Annotated in this window: 4 protein-coding genes; 3 read left to right on the top strand and 1 reads right to left on the bottom strand. The window is 70.5% G+C overall.

Going from position 1 to position 1,615, the window contains the following annotated elements; all coding sequences use genetic code 11:
* The 3 genes from VB737_RS06905 to VB737_RS06915 form a co-directional block, all read left to right on the top strand.
* A partial coding sequence (locus VB737_RS06905; RefSeq protein WP_500312190.1) for an acyl-CoA synthetase family protein occupies window positions 1–411 on the top strand: 411 nt, incomplete at its 5' end.
* A gap of 15 nt (window positions 412–426) precedes the next feature.
* Window positions 427–693: a TM2 domain-containing protein gene (locus VB737_RS06910; RefSeq protein WP_094587399.1), complete on the top strand. Its 267-nt coding sequence runs from the start codon at window positions 427–429 to the stop codon at window positions 691–693.
* Entirely contained in the window at window positions 693–884 is a 192-nt protein-coding gene (locus VB737_RS06915) for a hypothetical protein (protein WP_500312191.1), read from the top strand. The genes VB737_RS06910 and VB737_RS06915 overlap by 1 nt, the downstream gene beginning before the upstream one ends.
* Here the strand turns inward: VB737_RS06915 and VB737_RS06920 are convergent.
* The gene (locus VB737_RS06920) at window positions 881–1,324 is read right to left on the bottom strand and encodes an acyl-CoA thioesterase (protein WP_500312192.1); all 444 of its coding nucleotides are present in this window, start codon (window positions 1,322–1,324) and stop codon (window positions 881–883) included. The genes VB737_RS06915 and VB737_RS06920 overlap by 4 nt on opposite strands.
* Between the last annotated feature and the right edge of the window lie 291 nt (window positions 1,325–1,615).

Raw genomic sequence — 1,615 nt, forward strand, 5'->3', positions numbered from 1 at the left:
CCGGACGGCTGGTGGCGCAGCGGCGACGGTGGCCGGATCGGGCCCGAGGGGCTGGAGCTGCTCGGCCGCCTCGATGGGGCCCTGCACAGCGGCGGGGAGACGGTGTTCCCGGAGCGGCTGGAGGAACGGCTGCAGGCCCAGGCGGCCCGCGCCGGAGCTGATGTGGAGGCGCTGCTGCTGCTGGCCCGGCCCGATCTGGAATGGGGGGAACGGCTGGTGGCCCTGGTGCGGCCACGGCGGGAGGCGGAAGGGGTGGAGCTGCTGGGGCGGCTGCAGGCCATCACGGCCGCCTGGGCCCCCGCCGAGCGGCCCCGGAGCTGGTACCTCTGCCCCTCGCTGGCGCTCTCCGCCGCAGGCAAATGGGAGCGGGGACGTTGGCAGCGCTGGCTGGACTCGCTAGAAGCCATCTGAACCGCCCCTGCCGCGATGACCGAAAGCCAACAGGTCGAGACCAGCAACAAGAAGCTGGCGGCGGGGCTGCTGGCCATCTTCCTGGGGTCGCTGGGCATCCACAAGTTCGTCCTCGGCTACAGCAAGGCCGGGCTGATCATGCTGCTCGTGACAGTGCTCACCTGCGGCTTCGGGGCTTCGGTGATGGGGATCATCGGGGTGATCGAAGGCGTCATTTACCTCACCAAGTCCACCGACGAGTTCCAGGCCCAGTACATCGACGCCACCCGGGAGTGGTTCTGATGTCCGTGCTCCGGCCGGCGTCGGTGCGGCCGCGGCGCCTGGCCCTCGCTTTGGTGGCGGGAGGCGGGCTGGTCAGTGTCCTGGCCCTGGCGGCCACACCCCACGACTCCCTCCACCCCCTGGCCCTGATGGCGGCGCTGCTGCCGCTGCAACTGGCGGCCCTGGCCTGGGCCGGGTTGCACCGCCGCTAGGCGCCCGTCCGGCTGGCCTGCAGCCACTCCACGATGCTGTCGGGCAGGTCCGCCCGTCGCCGGCTGGCCGCGTCGATGGCCCGATGGCGGGTCAGGCCGGTGGCCGCCTCCTGGCCGTCGTGGAGGAAGCGGTAGCGAATCTCGAAGCTGCCGCCGTCGCGCTGCAGGGGCCGCAACTCGATCGCCAGGGGATCGCCGCAGGCCAGGGGCCGCCGGTAGTCGGCGCTGACATGCACGATCGGCAGGGCCACGGCCGGTGTCCGGCCCGGGCCGGGGAAGAGGGCGCCTGGAGCCACGCCGAACCGTTCCAGACTTTCCTCGAAGGCCACATGGCACCAACGCAGCAGCTGGTGGAAGTGCATCACCCCGGCGGCATCGGTATCGCCGAAACGCACGGTGCGGCAGAGCAGCAGCCAGTCCGCCGGGTCGGATGGGGACATGCAATCTCACGGGCGCTCCTCGGCCCATGCTGGCGCCCCCTTCTGCTCCCGCCAGACCGGGGCCGTTGCTGGCCTGCCGGAACGCCCCTAGGTTCCGCCCAGTACGAACCTTTCCCCTTGGCCGCCGCGATCGCCTACGAGCCGCCCAGCATCTCCAAGGCCTGGTGAGGTGGATGGCTTTTATTGGACAGATTCGGCCCCTGACATCGTTAACTCTGGGCGGGAAGGACAGGGTTTGGTCTCAGTGTAGACCTCATGGGGAGTTTTGCCTCCCAGTGCGCTGTGCGGTCT

The organism is Synechococcus sp. BA-120 BA3 (assembly GCF_034931285.1).
In the GTDB taxonomy this organism is placed as follows: Bacteria; Cyanobacteriota; Cyanobacteriia; order PCC-6307; family Cyanobiaceae; genus Cyanobium.

What these genes read in the sequence shown, in the direction of transcription:
- VB737_RS06910 (WP_094587399.1), top strand. Translation starts at nt 427, where the DNA reads ATGACCGAAAGCCAACAGGTCGAGACCAGCAACAAGAAGCTGGCGGCG.
- VB737_RS06915 (WP_500312191.1), top strand. Translation starts at nt 693, where the DNA reads ATGTCCGTGCTCCGGCCGGCGTCGGTGCGGCCGCGGCGCCTGGCCCTC.
- VB737_RS06920 (WP_500312192.1), bottom strand. Translation starts at nt 1,324, where the DNA reads ATGTCCCCATCCGACCCGGCGGACTGGCTGCTGCTCTGCCGCACCGTG.